Origin of the sequence: Streptomyces bluensis (assembly GCF_014650715.1) — a bacterium.
Classification (GTDB): Bacteria; Actinomycetota; Actinomycetes; order Streptomycetales; family Streptomycetaceae; genus Streptomyces; species Streptomyces bluensis.
In genome coordinates, this window is the sequence record NZ_BMVM01000004.1 from 364,419 (window position 1) to 385,676 (window position 21,258).

General features: G+C 72.7%; 15 protein-coding genes and 1 tRNA gene. 4 read left to right on the forward strand and 12 right to left on the reverse strand.

Going from position 1 to position 21,258, the window contains the following annotated elements; all coding sequences use genetic code 11:
- Positions 1-132: 132 nt before the first annotated feature.
- Positions 133-1,188 carry an LLM class F420-dependent oxidoreductase gene (locus IE262_RS14360; RefSeq protein WP_134040353.1) on the reverse strand — a complete coding sequence of 352 codons (1,056 nt, stop codon included), beginning with the start codon at positions 1,186-1,188 and terminating at the stop codon, positions 133-135.
- 170 nt (positions 1,189-1,358) lie between these two features.
- Here IE262_RS14360 and IE262_RS14365 point away from each other — a divergent pair, with 170 nt between their 5' ends.
- Positions 1,359-2,342 carry an aldo/keto reductase gene (locus IE262_RS14365; RefSeq protein WP_189873908.1) on the forward strand — a complete coding sequence of 328 codons (984 nt, stop codon included), beginning with the start codon at positions 1,359-1,361 and terminating at the stop codon, positions 2,340-2,342.
- Positions 2,339-4,525: a helix-hairpin-helix domain-containing protein gene (locus IE262_RS14370; RefSeq protein WP_189873910.1), complete on the forward strand. Its 2,187-nt coding sequence runs from the start codon at positions 2,339-2,341 to the stop codon at positions 4,523-4,525. Before IE262_RS14365 ends, IE262_RS14370 begins: the two co-directional genes overlap by 4 nt.
- A gap of 96 nt (positions 4,526-4,621) precedes the next feature.
- Here the strand turns inward: IE262_RS14370 and IE262_RS14375 are convergent, their stop codons facing one another.
- Positions 4,622-5,308: a hypothetical protein gene (locus tag IE262_RS14375; protein ID WP_134040347.1), complete on the reverse strand. Its 687-nt coding sequence runs from the start codon at positions 5,306-5,308 to the stop codon at positions 4,622-4,624.
- Positions 5,309-5,355: 47 nt separating this feature from the next.
- On the opposite strand from IE262_RS14375, the gene IE262_RS14380 reads away from it, so the two are divergent.
- Complete coding sequence (locus IE262_RS14380) at positions 5,356-5,544, forward strand: DUF5703 family protein (protein WP_014671721.1); 189 nt, start codon at positions 5,356-5,358, stop codon at positions 5,542-5,544.
- Between the two features lie 69 nt (positions 5,545-5,613).
- On the opposite strand, the gene IE262_RS40350 is transcribed toward IE262_RS14380, so the two are convergent.
- The 3 genes from IE262_RS40350 to IE262_RS14395 form a co-directional block, all read right to left on the reverse strand.
- Complete coding sequence (locus IE262_RS40350) at positions 5,614-6,384, reverse strand: chaplin (protein ID WP_189873912.1); 771 nt, start codon at positions 6,382-6,384, stop codon at positions 5,614-5,616.
- Positions 6,385-6,542: 158 nt separating this feature from the next.
- On the reverse strand, positions 6,543-6,776 hold the full coding sequence (gene chpH / locus IE262_RS14390; RefSeq protein ID WP_134040343.1) for a chaplin ChpH: 234 nt from the start codon (positions 6,774-6,776) through the stop codon (positions 6,543-6,545).
- Positions 6,777-6,915: 139 nt separating this feature from the next.
- Positions 6,916-8,241, reverse strand: coding sequence for a M20/M25/M40 family metallo-hydrolase (locus IE262_RS14395; protein WP_134040341.1), 1,326 nt, complete (start codon positions 8,239-8,241; stop codon positions 6,916-6,918).
- Between the two features lie 188 nt (positions 8,242-8,429).
- Here IE262_RS14395 and IE262_RS14400 point away from each other — a divergent pair.
- A tRNA-Leu gene (locus tag IE262_RS14400) sits at positions 8,430-8,517 on the forward strand.
- Positions 8,518-8,712: 195 nt separating this feature from the next.
- Here the strand turns inward: IE262_RS14400 and IE262_RS14405 are convergent.
- The 7 genes from IE262_RS14405 to IE262_RS14435 all read right to left on the reverse strand — a co-directional run bounded on the left by IE262_RS14405 (position 8,713) and on the right by IE262_RS14435 (position 21,242).
- A complete protein-coding gene (locus IE262_RS14405; RefSeq protein ID WP_134040340.1) occupies positions 8,713-9,606 on the reverse strand; it encodes a peptidoglycan-binding protein in 894 nt (297 codons plus the stop codon).
- A gap of 2 nt (positions 9,607-9,608) precedes the next feature.
- Complete coding sequence (locus tag IE262_RS14410; protein ID WP_189873914.1) at positions 9,609-11,168, reverse strand: DUF6519 domain-containing protein; 1,560 nt, start codon at positions 11,166-11,168, stop codon at positions 9,609-9,611.
- Positions 11,169-11,283: 115 nt separating this feature from the next.
- Positions 11,284-13,479, reverse strand: a complete 2,196-nt coding sequence (locus tag IE262_RS14415; RefSeq protein WP_189873916.1) for a hypothetical protein — start codon at positions 13,477-13,479, stop codon at positions 11,284-11,286.
- The gene (locus IE262_RS14420; RefSeq protein ID WP_189873918.1) at positions 13,479-17,357 is read right to left on the reverse strand and encodes a putative baseplate assembly protein; all 3,879 of its coding nucleotides are present in this window, start codon (positions 17,355-17,357) and stop codon (positions 13,479-13,481) included. The genes IE262_RS14415 and IE262_RS14420 overlap by 1 nt, the downstream gene beginning before the upstream one ends.
- Complete coding sequence (locus IE262_RS14425; RefSeq protein WP_189873920.1) at positions 17,354-20,485, reverse strand: putative baseplate assembly protein; 3,132 nt, start codon at positions 20,483-20,485, stop codon at positions 17,354-17,356. The genes IE262_RS14420 and IE262_RS14425 overlap by 4 nt, the downstream gene beginning before the upstream one ends.
- Positions 20,482-20,865, reverse strand: a complete 384-nt coding sequence (locus IE262_RS14430; protein WP_189873922.1) for a GPW/gp25 family protein — start codon at positions 20,863-20,865, stop codon at positions 20,482-20,484. The genes IE262_RS14425 and IE262_RS14430 overlap by 4 nt, the downstream gene beginning before the upstream one ends.
- Positions 20,862-21,242 (reverse strand): hypothetical protein, encoded by a 381-nt coding sequence (locus IE262_RS14435; protein WP_229877254.1) that lies wholly within the window; start codon positions 21,240-21,242, stop codon positions 20,862-20,864. Before IE262_RS14435 ends, IE262_RS14430 begins: the two co-directional genes overlap by 4 nt.
- Positions 21,243-21,258: the final 16 nt, after the last annotated feature.

Consider the following 21,258-nt stretch of genomic DNA (forward strand, 5'->3'; position numbering starts at 1 on the left):
GGGCTCCCAGGGGGTTCCGTAACCAAGCGGTGTGACGAGGCGTTGTGTCCGGTGACGGCCGTGGCGGGGAAGACCCCCCGAGCCCCCACCACGGCCGCGGAAACCTTTCCCTCTGCGGTTGCGAGCCCCGGGCTATGCGAGCCCGGACCGCTCCAGGGCCTCGGAGCCGGCCCGGAGCGAGGCGATCCGCTCCTCCAGCGTGAAGCCGGCGGGCGCGAGCGTGAGTGTGGTGACCCCGGCCTCGGCGTAGGCCTTCATACGGTCGGCGATGCGGTCGACGGAGCCGAGCAGCGTGGTCTGGTCGATCAACTCGTGCGGGACGGCCGCCGCCGCACCCGCCTTGTCACCGGCCAGGTACTTGTCCTGGATCTCGGCGGCCTCCTTCTCGTAGCCCATGCGCTGGGCGAGCTGGTTGTAGAAGTTCTGCTTGCGGCTGCCCATGCCACCGACGTACAGCGCGGTGTAGGGGCGGAAGGTGTCGGCGAGGGCGGTCACGTCCTTGTCGTCGCCGGAGGCGAGGGGCAGGGTCGGGCAGACGTCGAAGCCGTCGAGGGTCTTGCCCGCCTTCTCCCGGCCCGCGCGCAGGTGGGTGATCGCGGTCTCTTCGAGGTGGGCCGCGGACGGGAAGATGAGAAGCGCCCCGTCGGCGATCTCACCGGTCTGCTCCAGGTTCTTCGGGCCGATGGCGGCGATGTAGAGCGGGATGTGCTCGCGCTGCGGGTGCACGGTCAGCTTGATCGGCTTGCCCGGGCCGCCGGGCAGGGGCAGGGTCCAGTGCTCGCCCTCGTACGAGAGCCGCTCGCGGGTCATCGCCCTGCGGATGATCTCGACGTACTCGCGGGTGCGGGCGAGGGGCTTGTCGAACTTCACTCCGTACCAGCCCTCGGAGACCTGAGGTCCGGAGACGCCGAGACCGAGGCGGAAACGGCCGCCGGAGAGGGAGTCCAGGGTGGCCGCGGTCATCGCGGTCATCGCGGGCTGGCGGGCCGGGATCTGGAAGATGGCGGAGCCGACGTCGATGCGGGTGGTCTGGGCGGCGACCCAGGTGAGTACGGTGGCCGCGTCCGAGCCGTAGGCCTCGGCGGCCCAGCACACGGCGTAGCCCAGCCGATCGGCTTCCTGAGCCACGGCGAGATTGTCCGCGTCCATTCCGGCGCCCCAGTAGCCGAGGTTGATCCCGAGCTGCATGGCCTTCCCCTTACCGATCAGTAACGTCGCTTGTGGCGTCGACAGTAGCGTGGGTGAGGGTGCGCTGTCGGCCTGAACCCCCGGGATGGGACGGGTAGGGGCGGCGGGGGCGAGGGTCGGTTGTCCACAGGCTTTCCACGCGGCGAGTTCCGGACAGTAGTGTCGCGTTCATGGAGCAGAGGCATCTCGGCCGTACCGGCCTGCGTGTGTCCCGGATCGGGCTCGGCACCCTGACCTGGGGACGTGACACGGACGAGCACGACGCCGCGGACATGCTGAAGGTGTTCTGGGAGGCGGGCGGCACCCTCGTCGACACGGCGGACGTCTACGGGGACGGGGAGTCCGAGTACCTGCTCGGGCAGCTCGTGGAGGGGCTCGTGCCACGGCGGGACCTGGTCATCTCGACCAAGGCCGGCAGCGTGCCGGACCCCGACCGCCGCTTCGACGGCTCACGAGGCCATCTGCTCTCGGCGCTCGACGCCTCCCTGGCCCGCCTCGGCACGGACTACGTGGACCTGTGGCACGTGCACGCCTACGACGCCGGCACCCCGCTGGAGGAGACCCTCCACGCACTCGACCTCGCGGTCAGCAGCGGGCGAGCGCGGTATGCGGGGGTGTCCAACTTCTGCGGCTGGCAGCTCGCCAAGGCCGCCACGTGGCAGCTCGCGGCCCCGGGCATACGCACACGACTGGCCAGTACGCAGATGGAGTACTCGCTGCTCCAGCGCGGCGTGGAGCGGGAGGTGCTCCCCGCGGCCCTGGACCTGGGCGTCGGCCTGCTGCCGTCCTCGCCGCTCGGCCGCGGCGTCCTCACGGGCAAGTACCGCCACTCCACGCCCGCCGACTCACGGGGCGCCTCCGAGCACCTGGCCCCCTTCGTCGCGCCGTACCTCGACGAGACGGCGAGCAGCATCGTGGACGCGGTGCAGACGGCGGCGGACGGTCTCGCCGCGACCCCGCTCCAGGTGGCCCTCGCCTGGGTCCGCGACCGCCCCGGGGTGGCCGCCCCGATCGTCGGCGCGCGCAACGCGCAGCAGCTCACGGCGGCTTTGTCAGTGGAGGCCCTTACTCTTCCTGACGAGATCTGCCGGGCTCTCGACGACGTGTCGGCGCCCCTGCACCGCTATCCCGATCACGACTGGAGCACGCTGTGAGCACGGAGCCCGAACCCACGGAGACGGCCGAGCCGGGGCACCCGGGCGACGAGAACGCCCCCGAGAGCGGTCCGGATGCCCCCGAGGACGGCACGGACGCGCCCCAGGGAGGTGCGGAGGCGGCCGAGGCCGACGACGCCGCCGCGTCCGATCGGTCCGAGGCCGAGGCCGAGTTGGCGGCCCAGCGGATCGAGCGGGAGCGGATCGAGCGGCGGAAGGCCGAGAAGACGGCACCGATCGAGAGCGGGAACAGGCTCACTGGCACGGCTGCCGACCTCCTCGCGGCCGTACGAGCCGTGGAGGGCGGGCAGAAGCCCGCGTCCCCGGTGTTCAGTGGGCCGGAGCCCACACCGCGCAGGCCCGCGGCCGAGCCGGTTCGGCGCCCACAGCCCACGCCACCCGCACCACCCGCGGCCCCAGAGGGCCCGGCGGCTCCCGCACGCGAGACGGTCGAGGCCGTGCAGGCCGTACTGACCGAGGGCGGCGCCCCCAGCACCCTCGCACCGCAGGTAGCCGCCGCGCTCGGCGAGGGTGCGGCGGGTGAACTGCGCGCGGATCCCTGGCAGTTGCTGCGGGTCGCAGGGGTGCGGCCCGAACAGGCCGACGGGTTCGCGCGGGCGCTGCTCGGCGCGGAGTGCGGCCCCGACGACGAGCGGCGGGCCCGGGCGGTCACCGTCTGGCTCCTGGAGCAGGCGGCGCTGGCGGGGCACACGGCCCTGGAGATCCCGGCCCTGACCGCCGCGCTCAGCCGGCGCTCGGTGCCGGACCCGGACGCGGCCGTGCAGAGCACCATCGCGGAGGGCGACGCCCTGGCCTTCCAGGACGCCCTCGACACGGCGGCCCCGGCCCGGGAGAACGAGGGCGAGGAGACCGAGGAACGCCCGGTCCGTGTCCTGCTCGGCCTGGAGCGGTACGCCCTCGCGGAGGAGAGCCTCGCCGACGGACTGGCCCGGGTGATCAACTCGGTGCCCAAGGAGGACGGTTCGGCCGCCGCCTGGGAGCAGGCCGTCGCCTCGGCCATGCCTTCCGCGGCGGAGCTGATCGGCGCGGTCGCCGGGCACGGCCTGGTCCTGCACACCGGCGGCGAGGCATCCCGCGCGGAGCCCGCGGCTCTGGTCGCCGCCGCGCACGCACTCGGCCTGCGCGCGTACGCGGCCGCGCACAGCCCGGACGGCCGACGGAGGTTCGCGGCGCTGCTCGCCGACGTGACCACGAGTGCGGTGGCCGGGGCCGTGGTCACCGTCGCCGGGCTCCTGTCCGGTGCCGAAGGCCCCGGGCGGGACGTGGACGGGGCGCTGGACCTGGACCTCCTTGTCGTGCTCGACGCCCCGCAGCTCGACGTCGAGGCCGCGGCCGTGCTCGCCGAGTCGCTGCCCGACGGGGCCCGGCTGGTACTCAGCGGCGATCCGGGGGTGCTGTGGTCGGCGGGGCCGGGCCGGGTCTTCGCGGACCTGCTCGCCGCCCGGGTCTGCCCTCAGGTCGCCTCGCGCACGCCTGACCCCGGTCCCCTCGGCGAGTTGGTCTCAGGGATCGGGATCGGTGAGCTGAACCAGGTCGAGGCGCCCGGCAAGGAGGTCGTGATCGTGCCGGTGCGGGACGCCGGTGAGGCGGTCCACCGGACCGTGCAGCTCGTCGCGGACTCCGTGCCGCGGGCGATCGGGGTCCCGGCCGAGCAGACGCAGGTGATCACGCCGGGCCACGGCGGCGCGGCCGGTACGCGCGCGCTGAACGCCGCCCTGAAGGAGCGGCTGAACCCCGGCCCTGGCCGCTTCGGCGGCTTCGACCCCGGCGACCGCGTCGTCTACTCCCCCACGCCGGGCCGTGGGGTGCCGGGCCGGGTCGTGACGGCCGACGCCGCGGGGCTGCACCTGGAGTGCGGGGGCGCCCCCGTCGTCGTACCGAAGGAGCGGGTGGAGCAGTCGGTGCGGCACGGGTGGGCGCTGACCGCGCACCAGGCCGGGGGACAACGGTGGCCGGCCGCGGTGGTCGTGCTGCCCGGTGACGCCGCCCAGGCCCTGAGCCGGCCCTGGGTGTATACGGCCTTCGGACGCGCCGAGCGCCATCTGTCCGTGGTGCACGGCGTGGACCAGGCGCTGGCCCAGGCTGTGACCGAGGTCCTGGCCAAGCCCCGTACGACCCGTCTGCCCGCCCTGCTCAAGGCACAGGTCCCGGCGGCCGGTTGAGCCTCGCGCCGGCCCCTCCCCAGAGGGAAGAGCGGCGGTCACCCGGACCTCGGGTGACCGCCGCCTCGCCGTCCTCACCGCCGTGGCCGCACGGGCTCAGCGATCCGCGTCCAGGGGCTCCAGGTCCTCGTCGTCGTCCAGTTCGGGTCCGGGGACGAGCTCGTCGTCCAGGTCGTCGCCGTCGTCCTCTTCGAAGCTGGTGCTGGCGTCGAAGCGGCAGATGACCCGGTCCTCGTCGGGCTGCTCGAAGGGGGCCTCCAGCCATTCGCCGGGTTCGGCCGGTGCGTCCAGCGCCGTCACCCAGAGCGTGGAGTCTCCCTCCTCCAGTCCGAACTCCTTGTGCCGCGAGGCGATCTCGTCGGCCTCGAACTCGCCGAACACGATGTCCAGGGCATGAGCGGTGCCGAGGGAGCCGGCGGAATCGCCGTCTCCGTTGCGGTCCTCCTCCACGGCCTCCACGCGCTGTGCCTGTGCCAGCAGCCGCTGGGGCTCCGCCACGGTGTAGTCCCTGCGGATCAGTACGCTGACGGCTTCCGGTTCCGGTCCCGCGTAGGGCGGCACCGTGCCGGGGATCTCGAAGGGCGTGACCTCGTCATAACGGTCGTAGAGCAGTTCGTCGTACTCCTCGGCGGCCGCGGCCAGCTCGTTGAACGCCTCGTAGACGGCCGGGTCGTCCTCACCCGTCCTCCGCTCGACCGCGGCCAGGTGGCGGTCGAGCGCGGTCTTGACCGCCTCGGCGGCGGCGCGTACCTCGGCAGCGGTGGGCTGCGCAGCATCAGACATAGTGCAGACGCTATCCGTACCGGGCCTCTGCCCGCACAATAGATGCGATGCCGGAATACGAATTTGTCGACGTGTACGTACCGCGCGGGGTCTCCCGCAAGGAAGCCACGCGTCTGCTGACGGACCACGCCGAGTACGGTCACTGGGAGCTGGATCGCCTGAGCCTGCTGCGCGACGGCAGCCGCAGGGTGCGGTTGCGCCGGCGGATCATCCGCCAGGTGCGCGCCACGTGGTGAGGGCGGGCGACTGAACCGGAGCGGGCCCCGCCGAGGCGGGGCCCGCTGCGTTGCGCACGCCACAGGGGCCTACGGGGTCGCCCGCGCCTTGCGGTAGAGCAGGGCGCCGCCGAGGATCGCGCCCGCGCCGACGGGCAGCGCGAGGCCGAGGGGCAGCTCGCTGCCGGTCTGGGCGAGCTGACCGGCTGCCTCGGGCCGGGTGACGGTCTGTGTGCCCGGGTTGTTCGTGTGACCGCCGCCGGGGGTCTGGCCACCCGGGTTGCCGGGCTTGCCGGGTTCACCAGGCTGGCCGGGCTTCTCCGGCTTCTCCGGCTGTTCCGGCTGCTCCGGATGTCCGGGCTCCCCCGGCTTGCCCGGAGGGTTCTCGTGGCCGCCCGTGCCGTTGCCGCACTCGTTGCCTGTCGTCGCGTTGCCGATGCCGCCGACGTTCACGCTGTTGCCGCAGACGTTGACCGGCACGTCCACCGGCACCTGGACGTTGTTGCCGGAGCCCACGCCGGGTGAACCGGCGGCGTCCCCGCCGGCCTGGGCCCCGTTGCCGGACCCGCTCTGCGAGCCGCCGCCGTGGCCGTCGTCGTGGTGCGAGCCGCTGCCGCCGCTCTTGTTGCCGCATGTGTTGCCCACCGACGGGTTGAGCGCCCCCACGACGTTCACCGTGTTGCCACAGACGTTGACCGGAGCGTGCACCGGTACCTGCACCGAGTTGCCCGACAGCACACCGGGTGAGTCGGTCGCGGAGCCCTGGGCTCCGGAGTCGGCGCTCGCGTAGCCGCCGGTCGCGGCGAGGACGCCCGTCGCGGCCGCCACGGTCATCAGACCCTTGCGGGTGATCTGTCGCATTGCTGAATTCCCTGCCTTCGACCTTGTCCTGGACCTGCCCTGGACCTGTCCTGGACCTTGCGGAAAACCCGTCGGCTCCGGAGCGCATGGCGTGCGCTCCGGAGCCGACGGACTCAGACCCTCATGGGGTGAGGCCCCTCATGGGGTGAGGCACAACGTCACTTGTTGATGCAGGTGTTGCCGAAGGTGGGGTTCAGCAGCCCGATCACCGAGATCGTGTTGCCGCAGAAGTTCACCGGGGTGTTCACGGGCACCTGGACAACGTTGCCGGACAGCACACCCGGAGAGCTCACTGCGGCACCCTGGGCACCCGAGTCGGCAACCGCCAGGCCCGCACCCGCGAGAACCAGACCGCCAGTGGCAGCCGCAGCAGCGACGACCTTCTTGATCATTTATTCCTCCTTGTTGGCAAATGCGATCCCACGTCGTGGATCACATCACCTGTAACGAGGAGGATGTAATCGAGCTACGAGCTTATGGTCGGATTCACCCGTCCCGGTCGATCCCCGTACACACTGGCGAATACGGGTGTCAGGACGCGTCGATGAAACGGTCGAGCACACGCACCCCGAACTTCAGCCCGTCCACGGGCACCCGCTCGTCGACGCCGTGGAACATGCCCGCGAAGTCCAGCTCCGGCGGCAGTTGCAGGGGAGCGAAGCCGAAGCAGCGGATGCCGAGGTCGTCGAAGGACTTGGCGTCGGTGCCGCCGGAAAGCATGTACGGCACCGCACGGGCGATCGGGTCCTCGGCGCTCAGCGCGCTCTGCATGGCGTCGACCAGCTTGCCGTCGAAGCCGGTTTCCAGGGCCTTGTCCGCGTGCACGTCCTCCCGCTTCACACGCGGGCCGAGGATCCGGTCGAGGTCGGCGAGGAACTCCTCCTCGTAGCCGGGCAGGAAGCGCCCGTCGACGTGCGCGGTGGCCTGCCCCGGGATGACGTTGACCTTGTAGCCGGCGCCGAGCATGGTGGGCGTCGCGGAGTTCCTGAGCGTCGCGCCCACCATCTTGGCGATACCGCCGAGCTTGGCGAGGGTCTCGTCCATGTTCTCGGGGTCGAGTTCGGTGCCGAGCGCGTCGGAGAGCTCGTCGAGGAAGGACCGCACGGTCTTGGTGACCCGGACCGGCCACGTGTGCCGCCCCAGCCGTCCGACGGCCTCGCACAGCTCGGTGATGGCGTTGTCGGAGTTGGTCATCGAACCGTGCCCGGCCGTGCCGTCCACGGTGAGCCGCATCCAGTGGATGCCCTTCTGGGCCGTCTCCACCAGGTACAGGCGCAGCTTCTCGTTCACGGTGAAGGAGAACCCGCCGACCTCACCGATCGCCTCGGTCACGCCCTCGAACAGATCGGGGTGCTGCTGGACGAGGTGCTTGGCGCCGTACGTCCCGCCCGCCTCCTCGTCGGCGAGGAACGCGAGGACGATGTCACGCGGGGGCTTGCGCCCGCTGCGCAGCCGGTCCCGGACGACCGCCAGCGTCATGGCGTCCATGTCCTTCATGTCGACGGCGCCGCGCCCCCACACGCACCCGTCCGCGATCTCGCCGGAGAAGGGGTGGTGGGTCCAGTCGTCCGCGTTGGCCGGTACCACGTCGGTGTGGCCGTGGATGAGGAGCGCGGGCCGGGACGGGTCCTCGCCCTCGATACGGGCCACCGTGGAGGCGCGGCCCGGGTGCGACTCGATGATCTTCGGGTCGAGCCCCACCTCGGCGAGCTTCTCGGCGACGTACTCGGCGGCCTTGCGCTCGCCGGGACCCGAGTGGTCGCCGTAGTTGCTGGTGTCGATGCGGATCAGCTCACGGCAGAGGTCCACGACCTCGTCCTCGCCGGTGACGTGCCTGGTCGTGTCCGTGTCGCTCACGCTGCTTCCTCCCGCTGTCACTGCCGGTGTACTTCCCTCATCCTCTCTCCGCGCACCCGTTCGCCCCAAGACCGGGCCCGGCCCGTCACACGCCGTTCACGCGGGGACAGGGTGTGATCAGGGGCCCTCGAAAGCCTGGTAATGTTTCCTCTGTCGCCACGGGGGAAACCCCGCACGACAGACACCTTGTCCGGGTGGCGGAATGGCAGACGCGCTAGCTTGAGGTGCTAGTGCCCTTTATCGGGCGTGGGGGTTCAAGTCCCCCCTCGGACACCAGCGAGGCCCCTGTTCACCAGGGGCCTTCTGCTTTTCCGGTCTTCTCTTCGCCGCCCCGCCCCAGGGTGGATCATGAGTCGGTTCAGACGCTGCGGTGCAGGCCGCCTCCGCCGGGGTCGTGCTCGGGGGCCGGGTGGGTGTACCGATACGACCCCGAGCCACGACAGAGGCGTGGGGCCGTATCGGTACGGACCGTCAGCTGTTCGGCACCCTCAGCTTGTCCCAGCTGAACTTGCCCGGGATGCCGTCGGCGTCCTTGCCCTTGAAGCCGAGCTTCTGCTGCCAGGCCGCGTAGGAGCGGCGGTCGGCCTCGGTCCACTCGGGGCTCGGGCCGTGTTCGTAGCGGCTGCAGCCCTCGGCGACCAGGCGGCGGCCCATGGCCGTGATGATCGGGGACTTCTGGCCGATGTGGAAGAAGCCGCTGCCGGGGAACGGCTCGTACGACGGCTTGGGCGCGGGCTTCGGATCGGCGGGCTTCGGCTTCGTCGAGCCGCCCTTGCCGGCCAGCCGCTCACCGATGCGCTTGCGCATGCTGTCCATCGTGAAGCCGCGTGGGTCGACCTTGCCGGGCTGCCACTCCTTGTGGCCGATGACGGAGCGCTCGGTCCAGTCGTGGTGGCGGCAGATCGCGGCGGCGACCTTCTCGATGGCTTCCTTCTGCGCCTCGGGCCAGGGGTCCTTGCCGTCGCCGAGGTTGATGCACTCGAAGCCGTAGAAGTGCCGGTTGCCGTCGGTGTCGGCCTCGTCGTCGGGCGGCAGCTTCGTCTCGTTGATCACCGCGCGCAGGACGTCGCTGTCGCCGGAGCCCGCGTGGTTGGCGCGTCCGTTGCCGACGAGGTGGACCTCACCCTTCTTGTCGATGACGCCGTGGCAGAGGGGGCCGGGCAGGCTGGAGTAGCCGTTGTAGCAGATGTTCACGGAGTTCTGGGTGCCGGAGGTGACGGTGTGGTGGATCATCACGCCGTTGACCGGCCCCCAGGGGCCCTTGGAATTGCGGTTGTGGGTGCGCCAGCTGCGTACCTCGTGGACCGTCAGGCCCTCCGCACGCAGGATCTCCACCATCTTCGACGCGCTCAGGGGCTTGGCCATGGTTACCGGTCTCCTTCCGCGGAAGCCTCCGCCTCTCCTGTGGTCTGTGACCGCCCGCCGGAGGGGTCGGCCTCCGCGGCCCGCTCCTCACGTCCGGCCTGTTCCTCGGCGGCGAGTGCGGCCTCGTCCGCGGCCGGGACGCTGCTCGCCAGTGATCCGAAGGCGTAGCGCAGGTCGACGGGGCTGCCCTCGCCCTTGATCAGGGCCAGCGGGGCGAAGTGGCGGGCGATGCCGGCCGGGCCCTGGAGCAGGGGGCGGCGTGCCGGGTCCGCCGGCCATTCGACGCTGCCGGTGGCGGTGCGGGCGGGGATGATCCAGTGGTCGCCGGTGCGGTAGGTGCCGCCCTTGGCGAAGTACACCTCGACGCCGTCCTCCAGGGGCAGCCACTCGCCCTCCATGACGGGCACGGCGCCGCCGCGCAGGGAGGTCGTACGGCCCTTGCGTTTCGGGCCCTCGTGGTGGTCCCAGCGGCGCAGGTACGGCTGGAGGTGGGGCAGCCGGCCGACGGCCGGCTCCGGCTCGGCGGACAGGCGGACGCGGCGGCCGGGCAGGTCCAGTTCCTCGACCCGCAGCAGCGGCAAGGGCTCCAGGCGTGAGGCGTACGCGGTGTCGGTGAGCTCGACGTGGTCGCCTACGTCCAGGTCCAGCTTGTCGTCGTGGCCGAGGGAGGCCAGCTGCACCCAGGTGCCGTCGAGTTCGTCGACCGGGAAGACGACCGAACCGTTCTCACGGGACCACTTGTAGGTGGCGTCCTTCGCCTCTCCCCCGGCGTGGACCTCGACGCGGTACAGCTGGTTCTCCGGGCCGCGGTAGCGGGCGTCGGGCTTGACCAGGCAGGGGTCCTCGTCGGCGTGGCCGGGCCGCTCGCTGCGGGCGGCGAGCCGGGCCGAGGGGGCCGCCTGGCGCGCGGCCCACTTGTCGAAGGCGGCGCGGACGACCTCCTTGGACGGGTCGGTCTCCTCCATCTCCAGGGCGGCGAGGGACAGGCCCAGCACCTGCCAGACGACCTTCACACGGGCGGCGGTGTCCGGCATCGCCGCGCCGAGCGCGACCTCGCGCAGCGCCGGGTCCTCGGCCGCGGTGACCGAACGCTCCCACACGTTGAGGTACACCAGGAACGGCGACTGGGCGGGCGAGGGCAGCCGGTCGCCGGGCTTCTCCGGGTCGCGGTAGCCGTCGGGCTGGTCCCAGTAGGTCCAGTACGCGGGCGGCTGGGCGGCCGCCGCGTCGTCCTGCTCCTCGGCACCCTCGTCCGGTACGGGGGTGCCGGGCGCGGGGCGGGACGCGTCGCAGAGGATGCCGTCGACGTAGTAGCGGCCGCCGTGGATGTACAGGGTGTCGATGTCGTGCTTGCCGCCCACGTACTCGATGCGGAAGCCGCACGCCTCGCGCGGTCCGCCGTGCCGGCCGATCAGGTCGGCGGCGAGGGTGCGGGCCTGGTGCAGCTGGATCGCGGTCTGCTCGTTGGTGTCGGCGTCGAGCTGGACGCGGCCCTGTTGGGCGACGACCGCCGAGTAGTGCCGTTCCGGGCGGAACGTGAGGCGGGAGAGGTCAGCGTGCATGGAAGGGGTCCCCCTGGTTGAGGATGTGCGGTTCAGGAGTCGTCGGTGGGTACGGCTCGCGCGTCCGGGCCGGTTCACGCGCGGCTCGGGAGTGTGGGGTGGCTCATGTCACGGCTCATGTCACGAAGAAGATCCCGGCGTCCGTGCCCGCGGGCGTGTACTCCGCGAGCCGGGCCCGCAGGCCGTCCTCGCGCTGGGGCCGGTACAGGTCGTGGAAGGCGCCCATCTCGGCCCCGTCGTCCGCGCCGCGCCGGATCTCCTCGGGGCACCGGTCGGCCATCTGCGCGTACCAGGGCGTCCCGTAGCGCTCGGAGGCGAACAGCGGCCGTACGCGGGAGGCGTCGGCGGGACCCGCCAGGTCGGGCTGGCAGCGGTACCTGCGGGGTGTACGGGACCCGGCGGGGACGTAGCTGTGGCGCAGGCAGCCGATGCCGCGCCGGGCCACATGGAGCCTGCCGGTGAGGACGGAGTTCTCGGCGATCTTCACGGCGTGGGTGTGGATCTCGCCGATGACGGTGGTGCGGTGCAGGTGGAGCACGGCGTGGGCGTGGCGGCAGTCCGGGGCGGAGAGGGCCTCGCGGTCGTGGCCGGTGGCGTCGAGGACGCTGTCGCGGAGGTGGATGTCGAGGGGGTCCTCGCTCACCTCGTCGCCGATGACCTCGATGGTGCCGAGGACGCTGTGCTCGATCTGGAGGCACGCGGTGGTGCGTTCCAGGACGATGCTGGGTTCGTCGGGTGAGTGCGGCTCGCACTCGGGCTCCAGGGACCAGCCGGGCACGAGCGTGCTGTGGCGGACGACGACGGCGCCCATCGGGCCGGTGACGTTGATGCCGCGTCCGGCGACGAGGAGCCCGTCGAGCACGACGCGTGGGCGTTCGTGCGGGGCGCAGTCCTCCGACACCGCGCGGATGTTGAGGGCGTCCGGGCGGTTGCTGTACCAGTCGAGCAGGCGGATCACCGGCCGGGTGCCCTCGGCGGCCCGCAGTTCGAGGCGGTCGCCGGGGTCGAGGTCGAAGTCGAGTTGCTCCTGGTAGGCGCCGCTGTGGGTGATCTCGATGATGCCCTCGGGGCCGGTCCGGTCGGCCCGGCGGTCGTGCTGCCAGGCCCGGTAGGCGTCCATGATCTGCCGGAACCGCTGTCCCGGGCCGACGCGGTAGAAGGCGGCGTCGGGGCGGGGGCCGCGGTCGTCGCGGTCGTACTCGCCGCCGCCCATGTCGGCGGCGAACGCGTAGTGGTAGTCCACCCACACGCCCTGCCGGGGCGCGGACCTGGAGCCGAAGGCGATCCGCCCGAGCTCGGGGTCGACGGCTACCTGGCCGCGCCGTGGCCGGTAGCGCCAGTCGGAGAGGTCGGCGACGACGATGTCGGAGGGCGGTACGGGCTTGTCCTCGCCGTCGCGGCGGATGACGAGGCTCTTGCCGGGGCCGTAGTAGTCGGCGAGCCGGTCGTGGAGGAGGCGGCGGGTGATGAATCCCGGCACGTTGTCGACCGTGGCGAGGTGCGTGGGCGACGGCTCCGGGACCGGTTGGGTGACGAGCGGGCTGTCGTTGCCGAGGATCGAGAACGTGTAGAGGTTGCGGGCCCGGTCGATGCAGTACGCCGGGGACGAGGTGAGCGAGTACGCCTTGAGCCGCCACACGAAGAGCCCGACTCCGGCCGGAGTCCAACCGCCTTGGGTACGGCTGGAGTCGGCGCGGCGGACGTCGACCGTGCGGGCCGCGGTGTCGAACGGTCCGCCCGCGAGGGCGAGCGCGGAACCGTCGCGGAGGTCCACGAGACGGCCGCGGCTCCCGCGTCGGGCTCCCCCGGTGCCGTACAGCTTCACCGGCTGGGTGTGGGCCACGTGACGGGACAGTTCGACGGCGCGTGCTGGCCAGCCGGTGACCCGTTCGGAGATCTCCTCCAGGAGGTGGAGGGTGCCCTTGCGGCGGCGGCCCGCGACGGTGGCGGCCACGTCGGCGCGTGGGGCGACGGCCTCGGCGAGTCCGGCGCGGCCGCCGGTGTGCAGTCCCGTGGTGAGGACGCGTTCGTAGCCCGGCAGGGTGCGGTACCCCACGAGGTCGCCGAGGTACGGCAGCACCCAGGGGGCCGCGGTCTCCACGAAGAGGTCCTCGTAGCCCTGGGCGACGCCGTCGCGGACGCGGTCGATCTGCTCGGCGACGACGGCGAGCAGGGCGCGCAGCGGTTCGCCCTCCTCGGCGTCGCGCAGCAGGTGCCAGCGGGGCAGGAGTTCGGCGAGACCGTCGGGTTCCCTGGACGCCGCCGGGGTTGCCGCCGTCTCGTACTGGGCATCCGTCGAGCTCCCAGCCATCACTTGACCTCCGTCAGAATCAGGGTGTCCGCGGCCTTGGGCGACAGCAGCGCGAGCTGGGCGGGGCGGATGCCGCGGAAGACGAACACCGACCGGCCCTTCGCCAGGCGCCGGGTGTCGGTGATGTCGGGGTTGAGGCGCAGGAGTTCGGCGAGCGGGACGCCGTACCGGGCGCTGATCGAGGAGAGCGTCTCGCCGTCCTCGGCACGGACGGTGTGGGTCTTCTCGTCGTACGTCGCCGGGTGTGCCGGGACCGTCGGCCTCGGGGGGCCGGGGCGGGTGAGCAGCGCGGTGAGTTCGTGGGGCGTGGCCGACGCGGGGACGCCGGTGAAGACGTCGACGTCCACGTAGTCGACGCCGGGCACGGTGTGGGCCGTGGCGAGGACGTCGGAGAGGCGGGCCGGCCGGCCCAGCTCCCGTCCCTCGTAGCCGAGTCGGCGGAGGAGCGCCTGACGCAGCCGCGGTTCGACGGTCTCCCAGGCGTGGTCGGGGGCCACCTTGACCTTGGCGGCGACGAGCAGCAGGACCAGCTCGCGCACGTCGACGCGGACGGGGAGGTTGGTGTCGCCGTACTCGGTGAGGGCGCCGCGCAGGGCGCGCAGGGTGTCCGAATCCTCCGCGATGGGCACGTCGTCCGTGCCCGCGACCGTGACGTGCAGCACGCGCCGCCGCCCGTCGAAGAGTTCGCGTGCGGCGGCCCGGCCGATGCCGGCGCGGGAACGGGCGAAGTCCTCGTAGTCGGCGGCGGACACGAGCCGGTCCAGGGCCGACACGGCGAGCGGGATCGTACGCCGGGTCAGGCCGGGGCCGTCCGCGTCCGCGCCGCCCGTGGCCGGGCGGGGGTTGGTGACCTGGCTGACGCCGAGGGGCCGGGTGAGCGGCTGGGTGATCCGGTCGGCGGCGACGTTGGCCGCCTTGCCGGTGCCGAAGCGGTACCGGGCGCGGACGTTCTCGTGGCCGGTGGGGAGGCGGGCGCCGTGGACGCCGTCGCCGAAGGTGACGGTGGTGCGCCCGTCGGCGGTGGAGCCGGTGATGTAGGCGCGCTCGCGCGGGCCGCGTCCGGCGAGGCTGTCGACCTCGTGCCAGAGCACGCCGTCGACGCGGATCTCCAGCACGGGTGTGGCCCCGAGGGGGTTGTCGTCGGCGAGCCAGGTGAGCGGGGACTGCCAGAGCGCGAACGTCTGGTTCGTCCGGTCGGAGTCGCCGCTGCCGATGGCCTCCTCCCGGCCCTCGCCGTGGGTGGCCTCGACGACGTTGCCGAGGATGCGGACGGTCTCGCGGCGGTAGCGGTGGGCGAGGTCGGCGGTCAGGGTCAGCCGGGTGTGGGCGTGGTCGCCGGGGAGCCGGGGGTCGACGGCCGGGTCGGCGGTGGCGATCGTCACGACCTCGGTGGCCGTCACTCCGGCCACGGACGGGATGTCGCTGCGCTCACCTCCGATGATCAGGGTGCGTCCGGGCCGCAGTCCGTCGTACAGCTCGGCGAGTTCGATCTCGTTGCCGTGCACGTCCTCGCCGAGCGGCTCGTCCGCCAGGCGGAGGGGCTCGCCCGCCGCGTGCACGGTGGTGTCGCGGATGTGCGACAGCAGGACGTCGAACTCGTCCAGCCAGGGGTCGGCGAGGGTGAGTTCGGTGCCGCGGCCGGTGATGCCGTAGTTGGAGTACGCGGCGGTACGGGCGGCCACGACCTGGGTGGTGACGCGCCTGAGCTTCTCGTCGCCGGGGATGCCGTGGTCGGCGCCCTTGGCGGGGCGCTGGATCGCGACCCAGCTGCCGACGGTGATGCCGGAGTGCACCGTGTCGAGCTGGAGCACGTGGCGGTTGACGGGGTCGCGCTTGCTCGCGAGGACGATCTCGACGTTGGGCTCGGTGCTGCCCGTCGTGTACCGGAGGCTGATCTCCTCCTCGCCGAGGTGGAGCGGCTTGGTGTCGCCCGGACGCAGGGTGGCCGTGGCCTCGTCACCGACGACCACGTGGACGAGGCCTTCGTCGTCGGGGCGCGACACGAACAGGTCGTACTCGGGGAGTCCCGAGCGGAGGTGGGCGGTGACCCCGGGTTCCTGGGAGTCGGTGGGACGGCGGTTCAGCCAGTTCAGATCGCGGTCCTGGGCGACCCGCGTGATCAGTTCGACCTCGCCCGTGCCGAGGCGGAAGAGGACCGGCTGTGTCACGGGCAGGTTCTCGGCGCGCTGGTCGGAGCTGCTGCCCTCGACGTACTGGAACTCCGCCCGGACCGGAACCTTGCCCGACGTGTCGAACACGACGCGCATGCTGACGAGGACGGCGCCCGTGAGCGGCCAGTCCGCGGTGCGGATGACCCGGCCCCGGTCGTCCTGGACCGGCTTGAGCGGGGCTACGGCGCCGAAGGGGGCGGCCGTGACGCGCATCGCGAGCAGTTCGCGCAGTGGCTGCGGGGTACCGGGGGCCGCGGCCGTGCGCCAGGCCGGGTAGAGGCCGCTCAGGCCGGGGTTGAGGGCCGAGAGCAGCCGGGCGGTGTCCGTGCCGGGGAGCTGGGCGCGGGTGCCGCCGTGGGCAGTGGGGGCGGAGGCGCGCAGGGCGGGGAGGACGTTGCTCAGGGCCTGGAGGGCGGCTTCGCGGGGGGTGAGGGTGGCTGCCGCGGCTCTGGTATTCGGTTGCGAGGGCTCCTGGGGTTCACCGGGTTCCTGGGGTTCTTCGGGTTCCTCGGGTTGCGCCGGTGCCAGTTCCATGGCGCGCTCGGCGAGTTCCGCGAGCACGGCCTCCAGCCGCTCGAACCATGCGGCCACGTCCTCGTACGGCGTGGCCAGCACCTGGGCCTCGCCGAGGCGGGCGACGGGTTCGGCGAGACGGGCCGCGAGCCGCTCGGGGGACGTGACGGTGTCGAGGTCCGCGCGCAGCGGGGCGAGGACCTGGTCCTCGAAGTCCTCGATCAGCCTGCTGACCGGGCGCGGGTTGGGGACCTCCGGGGTGGGCGGCTCGTCGCCGGGCTCGCCCGGGACGGTGGGCTCGGCGGTCCAGCGGCGCACCTCGTCCACGAGCTCCTTCAAGGTCGCGGGGGCCGAGTTCGGCAGGGAGATCGCGGTGATCTCGTCCTCCCGGTCGACCCGCGCCTTCGCCACGGGCAGCAGCATCCGCGCGCCGCCCGCGCGTTCGCCGAAGACGAAGAGGAGCTGGTCACCGGTCTGGAGGGAGTTGTTGGTGCCCTCGACGAACAGTTCCGAGCGTTTCTCCAGGTCCTCCGGGGTGACGAGGGAGGGGCGCCGGCGGCGGACCTTCAGCTCGTTCCAGTCCCAGCGGGCCGTCAGGTCACGGCCCGTCTCGAAGGTCTGGGACTCCTCGTCTGCGGAGGCGGGCACGCTGTGGCTGCGTGCTCCGCGCGGGATGACCACGGGCAGGGTCTCGGCGCGCGGGTCGCGTTCCAGGAGGTACGCGAGGTGGGTGGCGGCGGCCACGCCGGGGCGCGGCCGGTGGCCGACGAGCCTCCCGAGCAGCACCAGCGAGCGGTGCTCGTTGGCCGTGCGGATGTAGGCCTCGTCGGCGATCCGCTCGGAGTGGAAGGTGAGGAGGTCGCCGAGGACGGCCGTGGCGTCGAGGAGGCCGATCGCCGGGTCGTCGGGCGTGCGGACGGTGAGCCCTCCCCCAGCCTCCGGCCGGGGGGACCCCCATGTCGCTTCGCTCAGGGCCGGGTACGCGGGTGAGGCGAGCCGGTCGAGGAGGGCGGCCAGGAAGGAGCCGTACTCGCCGACGCGGTAGTCGAGGGCGGTGCGGCCGGGCGGGTTGTGGACCGGGGCGGGCGCGAGGCGCTCGTCGTGGCCGCCGCGGCAGGCGCCGCCGCAGCCGCAACCGTGCTCGTCGGGCGGGCCGCTGTTCACAGTGATCGGGATCGGGTGCGTGTCCGTCATCGGGCACCTCCCAGGGATATCGCCAGCCGGCCGTTCTCCGGCCGGTCCGGGTCGTTGTCACAGGTGGCGATCTCCAGCGGGCCGAGCCGCAGCACGCCGTCCTCCCTCTCTCCGCGGTCCTGCTCGAACAGCCGCCGCAGCCGGGTCACATGGACGCTCTCGACACCCGGAACCGCTGCGGCGACGGCGACGAGGCGGCTGAGCCGGACGGGTTCGCCGAAGGTCAGCGCGTCCGGGTGGAAGAAGCCGAGCCGCCCGTCCGGAAGGCTGCGGCTTCCGAGTACGCGGTACAGCTCGGCGAGGATCTGCCCGTGCTGGTGGCCCGGCTTGGCGCATACGGTGAGCGCGATGTCGAGCGGTACGAGACGGGCCGGGCCGACGACGAGGTCGTGGCCGATGCGCCGGTACGCCTCCAGGGACTGTTCGACGGCGGCGAGCAGTTCGGGGGGCGGGGAGCCCGTGCCGTGGGCGTCGATCGCGATGTGCGCCTCCTGGACGCTGCCGGTCCAGCGGATCTCGGCGGCGGCGCGCTGCACTCCGGGCAAGGCCGAGGCGAGGGCCGCGTAGTCGTCGGCGGTGACGGCACGCAGGCGGGTGCGGCGCAGGTCGAGCGGCGCCAGCTGGCGTACCTGCTCGACGGGTTCGGGTTCCGTGCCGCCGGTCGCGGGCAGCGGGTTGCGGACGACGGCGACGGGTGCCTCGCAGTCGTCCTCGGCCTGCACGACGAGGTGGTTGATGGCTTCCGCGCCGACGTTGCCCGCGCTGCCGCCGCCGAGCCGGTAGTGCAGGGCCAGCCGGGCGCCCGGGGTCGGCTTCGCGCCGTGCCGGCCGTCGCCGAAGCGCAGGGCGAGGCGGCCGTCGTCCTCCAGTTCGCCGACGAAGTGCCGGTCGCGTGAGCCGCTGTCGAGCAGGTCACGGCGTGGCTCCCAGGTCTCCTCTTCTGTGTGCAGTCGTACGGCGGGCAGGGCGCGGCGCGGGTCCTGGGTGAGCGCGGAGCTCGCGGAGCCGCGGAGCACGGGCTCGTCGGGGTGCAGCCCGGCCGCGTACGCCGGACCCCAGCTGTGGGCGATCTCCCAGGCGATGTGCCCGTCGAGGACCGTGCCCGCGCGGGCCCGTGCCGTGAGGATCTCGACGCGGCGCAGTTTGGTGTCGAGCAACTCGTCGGTGCGGTGCAGGAGTTCGCGCAGGGCGCGGACGGGGTGGCGGCGCAGTTCGAGGCGTTCGAGGAGCTTCAGGCCGTAGATGACGCCGAGTTCGGCGATCTCGTCGTTGCCGAGTCCGTCGCGGTCGCGGGCGCTGCGCCACAGGTCGACGAGCCGCTGCCGTACCCGCTCCGGGATGGCCGCGATCCGCTCGGCCTGCCCGGCGGAGACGGTCCGCGGGTCGGGGAACGGCACGGCCTGCGCGACCGGTACCCGGCCGAGGACGGGCCGGAAGCGGGGCTGGATCCCCGGGTAGACGGACTGTGCGAGCAGCGTGCGCAGGGCGGTGGCCTGGGCGTACGCGGTGCCGGGGACGACGCGCTCGTGCCGCTGCCCGGCCCGCTCCAGGCCGATTCCGGCGCGGGTGGTCGCGGGCAGTCCGACGACGGCGAACAGTTCGCGGACGTCGTCGGGGGTGAGCGCCTCGCCGGATTCCGTACGGTCCGTGAGGGAGTTGATGAGCCGCGCGGGAGCATTGCCCTCGTCGCGGTCGTGGCAGCCGAAGGCGGGAGGGTCGCAGGGAGCGACGACGGCGGGTACGGGCGGCACGGTGACGCTCTCGGGGAGCTCGCCGGACCACTGGAGGGTGCGGCCGTGGTCGACGAGGAGGACGTTGCCGCGGGCGATGCTCACGTCCTCGATCGGCAGGCAGTCGCGTCCGCCGCGGGTGGTGAGGCAGAAGGGGAAGCGGAGCGCGTCCTCGGCGGCCCAGGTGACCTCCAGGACCGGCTGGTCCTCGATGCGGTCGATGCCCGGGGTGACGGAGGTGAGGCGTACGGCCTGACGGTGGGCGGGGTCGGCGTCGCCGGGGGTGCCGGTGCGCGGGCCCTTGATCTCCTCCAGCACGAGCAGGTCGCCGGGGCGGAGGGCGAGTTGGCGGTCGCGGCAGGTCTCCGGGTCGGCCCACGCGTCACGGAGGGTGGCGGAGGTGGCGCCCTTCGGGAGGGTGCACACCTCGCCGCCCCAGGTCCACAGGCGGATCGCGTTGTGCGCGGTGCGCAGCTGAAGCGGGTCGCTGGGGGTGACCGGTTCGAAGACCTCCACGGAGCCGCGTTCGTCGAGGTCGGCGAGGTCGTGGTCGCCGATGACGGTGCCGGGCTCGGGCCGGTCGTGCGGGTCGAGGGTGCGGACGTCGACGGAGGCGAAGCGGAACGTGCCCGGGGCGAGGGTCTGGTCGCCGGCCGTCTCGACGGTGACGTACGCGCGGGCCGTGCAGCCGTCGTGCATCGCGTAGTCGATGAGCCGGACGTGACGTCGTACGGAGACCCGTCGCCGGGCGGTGTCGAGGTAGGCCTCGGTGGCCACGGCATCCTGCTGGTAGCTGATCTGGTCGCCGGTGTGGGCGAGCAGTTCGACCAGCGTCATCCCGAGGTCGGCGGGGTTGCGCTCCCTCCAGTCGGGTGTGGTGAGCGCGAGCCGGTCGAGGAGCAGCTTGCGGATGGTGTCGTAGTCGCGGGCCGTGTAGTCGATGACGGGTGCGGCCGGGAAGTCCGTGTCGGGGTGCGCCTCGTCCTTGCAGTCGAAGGGGGTCGGGCAGTCGGGTCGGAAGCGGAACATCGCGCTGTGGTAGCGCTGGTCGAAGCCGCGGTACGGCTCGGTCCCGGGCCGTCCGTACGGGTCGGCTTCCACGAGGGAGAGCCGGTAGCGGGAGGTGTCGCCGGCCTTGTCGAGGGTGACGTACAGCCGGTCGTCGAGCTCGGGGTCCTCCTCGCGCTCCACGCTGACGTCGAGGGCGGTGATGCCGGTGATACGGCGGCCGCCGTCGACGCGGACGTTCTCCGGGCACAGGCCGTGCGGGGCCTTGCCGAGGAACGTGACGGTGAGCAGCAGGCCGTCGTCGCTGACTTCCACGGCGTCGATGCCGTTGAGCTGGGCGGCTCTGACCTTGGCGCGGCGGGAGCGGGTGGTGCTCGTGGGGCTGGTCATGCGGCGGCCCTCCCTTCGAAGACGTCCTCACGCCGGGCGCCGGTAGCGCGGACGACGTACGAGAGGTGCACGCGGACGACGTGGTCCTCGCTGACCACGTCGAGGGCCTCCACATCGATGAGGTCGCCGAGCCAACGCTGAAGCGAGGCCTGCACGGAGAGTTCGAGGGTGCTGATCAGCTCGGGGCTGTTGGGCGCGAAGACGAGGTCGAGGAGCCCGCAACCGAAGTCGGGGCGCATGACCCGCTCCCCCGGGCTGGTGAACAGCAGCTGCTCGACCAGGTCGTGGACGTGCTCGCCGTGGTCGGCGTGCGCGGTGCGTCCCCGGCGGTCGGCGCGGAAGGGGAAGGCGATGTCGGTGCGGGTGACCGGCTTCGTCATCGTAGGGACACCTCCTGGTGCGCGGCGTTGACGACGGGTGGTCCCTGTGCGACCAGGGCCGCGCTGAAGCACTGGGCCGCGGAGGTGTCGAGCAGCACGGCGGCGCCCGCGACGGTCACGCCGCTCGCGGAGGCGGTGAACCGCACGGATACGCACGGCTGCGGCACACCGTCCACGGTGTGAGTGCAGCCGACGACGGTGTAGGTGTGAGCGGCGGTGGCTGCCGCCCGGCCGCCGATCAGCACCGCCGGGGACGGCGTGTGTACCGGTGTGGCACGTCCGCCGTGCGGGCAGCTGATCAGGGTGTCGGCGGCTAGCAGTTTCCCGGCTGCTCCGGAGGCCCCTGCGGTTCTGAATGTCCTGGATGTGCCGAACACGTTGGTCGATCCCCCC

What these genes read in the sequence shown, in the direction of transcription:
- IE262_RS14360 (WP_134040353.1), bottom strand. Translation starts at nt 1,188, where the DNA reads ATGCAGCTCGGGATCAACCTCGGCTACTGGGGCGCCGGAATGGACGCG.
- IE262_RS14365 (WP_189873908.1), top strand. Translation starts at nt 1,359, where the DNA reads ATGGAGCAGAGGCATCTCGGCCGTACCGGCCTGCGTGTGTCCCGGATC.
- IE262_RS14375 (WP_134040347.1), bottom strand. Translation starts at nt 5,308, where the DNA reads ATGTCTGATGCTGCGCAGCCCACCGCTGCCGAGGTACGCGCCGCCGCC.
- IE262_RS14380 (WP_014671721.1), top strand. Translation starts at nt 5,356, where the DNA reads ATGCCGGAATACGAATTTGTCGACGTGTACGTACCGCGCGGGGTCTCC.
- IE262_RS40350 (WP_189873912.1), bottom strand. Translation starts at nt 6,384, where the DNA reads ATGCGACAGATCACCCGCAAGGGTCTGATGACCGTGGCGGCCGCGACG.
- chpH (WP_134040343.1), bottom strand. Translation starts at nt 6,776, where the DNA reads ATGATCAAGAAGGTCGTCGCTGCTGCGGCTGCCACTGGCGGTCTGGTT.
- IE262_RS14405 (WP_134040340.1), bottom strand. Translation starts at nt 9,606, where the DNA reads ATGGCCAAGCCCCTGAGCGCGTCGAAGATGGTGGAGATCCTGCGTGCG.
- IE262_RS14410 (WP_189873914.1), bottom strand. Translation starts at nt 11,168, where the DNA reads ATGCACGCTGACCTCTCCCGCCTCACGTTCCGCCCGGAACGGCACTAC.
- IE262_RS14415 (WP_189873916.1), bottom strand. Translation starts at nt 13,479, where the DNA reads ATGGCTGGGAGCTCGACGGATGCCCAGTACGAGACGGCGGCAACCCCG.
- IE262_RS14420 (WP_189873918.1), bottom strand. Translation starts at nt 17,357, where the DNA reads ATGACGGACACGCACCCGATCCCGATCACTGTGAACAGCGGCCCGCCC.
- IE262_RS14425 (WP_189873920.1), bottom strand. Translation starts at nt 20,485, where the DNA reads ATGACCAGCCCCACGAGCACCACCCGCTCCCGCCGCGCCAAGGTCAGA.
- IE262_RS14430 (WP_189873922.1), bottom strand. Translation starts at nt 20,865, where the DNA reads ATGACGAAGCCGGTCACCCGCACCGACATCGCCTTCCCCTTCCGCGCC.